This window comes from Alkalibacterium indicireducens, from assembly GCF_039522005.1.
GTDB lineage: Bacteria > Bacillota > Bacilli > Lactobacillales > Carnobacteriaceae_A > Alkalibacterium > Alkalibacterium indicireducens.
In genome coordinates, this window is sequence record NZ_BAAADA010000143.1 from 1 (window position 1) to 4,138 (window position 4,138).

General features: G+C 41.9%; 3 protein-coding genes and 4 tRNA genes. 5 read left to right on the forward strand and 2 right to left on the reverse strand.

From position 1 onward, the window contains the following. Positions 1–305 precede the first annotated feature (305 nt). Both ABFX15_RS08375 and ABFX15_RS08380 read right to left on the reverse strand, forming a co-directional pair. Positions 306–1,673, reverse strand: a complete 1,368-nt coding sequence (locus ABFX15_RS08375) for an aldehyde dehydrogenase (RefSeq protein ID WP_346025002.1) — start codon at positions 1,671–1,673, stop codon at positions 306–308. Positions 1,674–1,698: 25 nt separating this feature from the next. Beyond that, on the reverse strand, positions 1,699–2,898 hold the full coding sequence (locus ABFX15_RS08380; RefSeq protein WP_346025003.1) for an iron-containing alcohol dehydrogenase: 1,200 nt from the start codon (positions 2,896–2,898) through the stop codon (positions 1,699–1,701). A 133-nt stretch (positions 2,899–3,031) separates the two neighbouring features. Between ABFX15_RS08380 and ABFX15_RS08385 the strand changes: the two genes are divergently transcribed. The 5 genes from ABFX15_RS08385 to ABFX15_RS08405 all read left to right on the forward strand — a co-directional run bounded on the left by ABFX15_RS08385 (position 3,032) and on the right by ABFX15_RS08405 (position 3,784). Then, positions 3,032–3,334 carry a GNAT family N-acetyltransferase gene (locus ABFX15_RS08385; protein WP_346025004.1) on the forward strand — a complete coding sequence of 101 codons (303 nt, stop codon included), beginning with the start codon at positions 3,032–3,034 and terminating at the stop codon, positions 3,332–3,334. Between the two features lie 85 nt (positions 3,335–3,419). Next, positions 3,420–3,491, forward strand: a tRNA-Glu gene (locus ABFX15_RS08390). A gap of 28 nt (positions 3,492–3,519) precedes the next feature. Further along, positions 3,520–3,592 (forward strand) — tRNA-Thr (locus tag ABFX15_RS08395). A 28-nt stretch (positions 3,593–3,620) separates the two neighbouring features. Next, positions 3,621–3,701 (forward strand) — tRNA-Tyr (locus tag ABFX15_RS08400). Between the two features lie 11 nt (positions 3,702–3,712). Further along, a tRNA-Gln gene (locus ABFX15_RS08405) sits at positions 3,713–3,784 on the forward strand. Positions 3,785–4,138: the final 354 nt, after the last annotated feature.

Below are 4,138 nucleotides of genomic sequence, written 5' to 3' on the forward strand. Positions count from 1 at the left end.
GCAATTGACTTTTTTGGAAATTTTAACGAAAAATACTTGTGATGAAAGTAACAATGTGTGAAAATCATTTACTCTAAGTTTTATGCAACACTAGTGATCACAGATGTAAAACGACAGATGAACTGAAACTTTTTGATATTCATATTTGGAAACCACTTTTTTCTTTGATGGCTATATCATACTCCTTGAAACTAATGACTGTCAACAATAAATTAACGATAAACATTAATTATTTAATCCGTAGCATTATAACAAACAGGCGTGACCATTAGCGGCCACGCCTATATACTATTTAATTGAAAAAATTACATCATCTTTTTAAGCCAGTCCATCACCTTACTACTGTATGGAGGGTACCGTAGAGGAATATCGAACAGTGTTGTCTTTTCAGTCACGCTTTTAGAATGGGTAAATGTATCGAAACTATATTTTCCATGGTAATTCCCCATACCGCTATGGCCGACTCCGCCGAACGGCATATTAAGATTGGCGAAGTGAATCAGTGTATCATTGATGCAACCTCCGCCAAATGACAGAGATCCCATAACGAACTCCTTATAAACCTCAGATTCAGTAAAAAGATAGAAAGCCAGTGGTTTAGGACGGTCCTGGAGAGTATGGACTGTATCGACGATTGAGTCATACCCAATAATCGGTAGAAGCGGCCCGAAAATTTCCTCCGTCATAATCTGACTGTCCCAGTCTGGATCGTCAACCAATGTAGGGGCAATAGATAGGGTGTCTCTGCTGTATTCTCCTCCATGAAGAATAGATTCATTATCCATAAGCCCAACAAGTCGATCAAAGTGTTTTTCAGTAATAATACGAGCATAGTCATCATTTTCTAAAGGCTGTTCTCCGTAGAAGCGTCTGAGGACCTCTTGGATCATAAGGATCAGTCTATGTTTAACAGATTCGTGCACCAGGACGAAATCAGGAGCAATACACGTCTGTCCTGCATTGACAAACTTACCCCATACGATACGACAGGCAGCCTTCACAATGTCTGCATCCTCCGTCACGACACAGGGGCTTTTTCCACCCAATTCAAGAGTGACTGGAGTAAGTGTCTCACTGGCAGTCTGCATGATTTTTTTGCCTACTTCAGTGCTTCCAGTAAAGAAACAATGATCGAATCCCTGTTTTAATAAGGTCTGGGTCGTGTCCGCTTCCCCTTCGTATACAGTTAGATACTGTTCGTCAAAATTTTCAGTAATTATCTTACTGATCAGCGCAGAGGTATGAGAACTCACCTCTGAGGGCTTGATGACCGCACAGTTTCCAGCCGCAATGGCGCCTGCAAGTGGGGTCAGTGCTAGTGCAAGAGGGTAGTTCCACGGAGAAATGATCAGAACGGTTCCCAATGGGTCATGCATAATTTTACTTTTTGAATAAAAATGCAACAGAGGCGTACGAACTTTCTGGGGTTTCGCCAGTTTCTTCAGATTCTTAAGCATATAGTTTATCTCATCATAGACGACTTGAATTTCAGTGACATAAGTCTCGAAGGATGACTTGCCGAAATCCTTGTGGACAGCCTCGACTATGTCATCCTGATGAGCGATGAGCGTTTTCTTCAGCTTCATCAGCTGTTTTTTTCGAAAGTCTACAGATAAAGTCTCTCCCTGATAAAAGTAATTTCTCTGTTTTTTTGCAATGGTTTCAATACTCATGGTAAAAATCCTTTCTTAATGCGTTTTAGTTTGATATGAGGTCTAAAATAGCTGTGAAATCGTCTGAAGTGAACATTACCGGGACCGGATATAACGGATTAGCTTCCTTGATGGCATGCCGGGAAAGAGGGAGATAATCTTTCTTCTGGACCCTATCCAGTTTGTCCGGAATAGTCATCTTCTGATTTAGTTTCTCTATCCAACTAATGAATGCTTCTGCTTTCTCTTTCTCTGATGCTGAACTTTCAGTCAGTCCAAGCTTGTCAGATAGTCTTGAAAGATCAGGTTGAACAGCAGATCCGTAATATCTTAGAACGACTGGCAGCAGCATGGCATTCGTCCGACCATGAGGAGCGCCGTAGAAAGCCGTTAGGGCATGAGAAATGGCATGGATGTTTCCGACATACGCTCGTGTAAAAGCTTGTCCGGCTTTATAGGATGCCATCAGCATATTTTCTCTTGCGGTTAAGTCTGACCCGTTATTATAAGATTGAAGCAAGTTGGAGTGGATGAGAAGAATCGCTTCTTCACTCAACCGTCTAGTTGCTGATGTGTTGCTTCGACCGATATAGGCTTCGACAGCATGAGTCAAGGCATCCATCCCTGTTTCTGCAGTGAGCTGTGGCGGAAGACTTTTAAGAAGGACTGGATCAAGAACAGCGTAATCCGGAATCAGAGAGGGGTCCATAATCGTGAACTTTTCCTTTTTCTCCGGGTCTGACACAACCGCAGCTGCAGTCGCCTCGCTTCCAGTACCAGCGGTTGTCGGTACAGCGATAAGAGGAGGAAGAGCATGTCTGATTTTAAGCAGCCCCTTAAATGATTTAAGTGATTTTTGAGGTTTTCCTATAATAATAGATGCCGCTTTTGCAGCATCAAGCACTGACCCACCTCCAACCGCCACTATGCAATCTGAATGAAAGCTGTTGTATCTGACAGCTGCTCTTTCAATGGTACGAATGCTCGGATTAGCTTCGATATCACTAAAAATAGTGTAACTGATGTCTGACTGGTCCAGGCAAGTTTTGAGCTTGTTCAATACTCCAGCACGGGTAATCCCAGAGTCCGTTAAAATCAGTACACGCTGACAGCTGTGAGAGCGAATGATGTCTGGCAAGGAATGAACGGATCCAGGTCCTTTAAGCAGCTCTGGGTCTTTCCAGCTTAGAAAAAAAGATGTAAGATGAAGCGATTTTTGATATAGCCGGTTTAACAGGGTTATCATAATAATGACCTCCTATTGTTAAGGTATCATCTCTCTTATAACTTTAACCTTCTTATAGAAGAAGTTCAATCAGTAACACATAGAGAGTTGAAACCGCTTATGTTTGAAAGGGCTAGTCTTTATGCTATAATTGATGAACACATGTAAAAGAGGTGAGAATATGGAATTTTCTAAAGGGAATAACCGCTTCTATAAAGAAGAAGACGGGCAGTTACTAGCTGAAATCACTTGGGTTTCCCAGGGAGACAGGGTGGGAGTTGATCATACTTTTGTAGACCCTTCTTTGAGAGGCCAGGGGGTAGCAGAGCAGCTGGTTGACCGTGTGGTTGAAGAGATGCAGAAAGAGCAGAAGAAGATCTATCCAATCTGCCCATATGTGGTCGAACTGTTCAAAAGAAAACCTGACAAGTACGAACATGTTCAGGCGTTTGATTAAATAATGTTAATTTTACTAAATCTTATTGACAATCACTCGTATCCATTATAGAATATATCTTGTGCTTAAAAAGTACAAGATGACTGGCCCCTTGGTCAAGCGGTTAAGACACCGCCCTTTCACGGCGGTAACACGGGTTCGAATCCCGTAGGGGTCATCACACTTTATTAGTAAGTGTCAGTAATGCCGGCTTAGCTCAGTTGGTAGAGCAACTGAATCGTAATCAGTGGGTCGAGGGTTCAAATCCTTTAGCCGGCATTGTCTAGTCTAGTGTTTTTGTTAATACGGAGGGATAGCGAAGTGGCCAAACGCGGCGGACTGTAAATCCGTTCCTTCGGGTTCGTAGGTTCAAATCCTACTCCCTCCATTTTATATTATTGGGCTATAGCCAAGTGGTAAGGCAACGGGTTTTGGTCTCGTCATTCCTAGGTTCGAATCCTAGTAGCCCAGTCATAATAAAAAAGCTGTGCGGCAACTTGCTGCACAGCTTTTTTATTTACAGGAAAGCATATCTCGATCAAAAAGAAATGATTTCGAGGAAGTACCACTTTACACTAAGATGCCTTCATAATTGAGACATCACACCCTTTGCTGTGTAATGCCAGGTGAATATGCTTACAATAAGACGATAGTGCGAAACAGATGTTTACATCTTATATTCGAAGCATCGATTCGTTTAGTTCATTTTAAATCACTAGTGTTGCATTAAAAATTTTAACTGTTTCAACACATGAAAAAGTCCTTTATAATGGGGTTGGATGACTTATCCAAGACCAAAACAAAGGACTTACAGCATGGATAAGT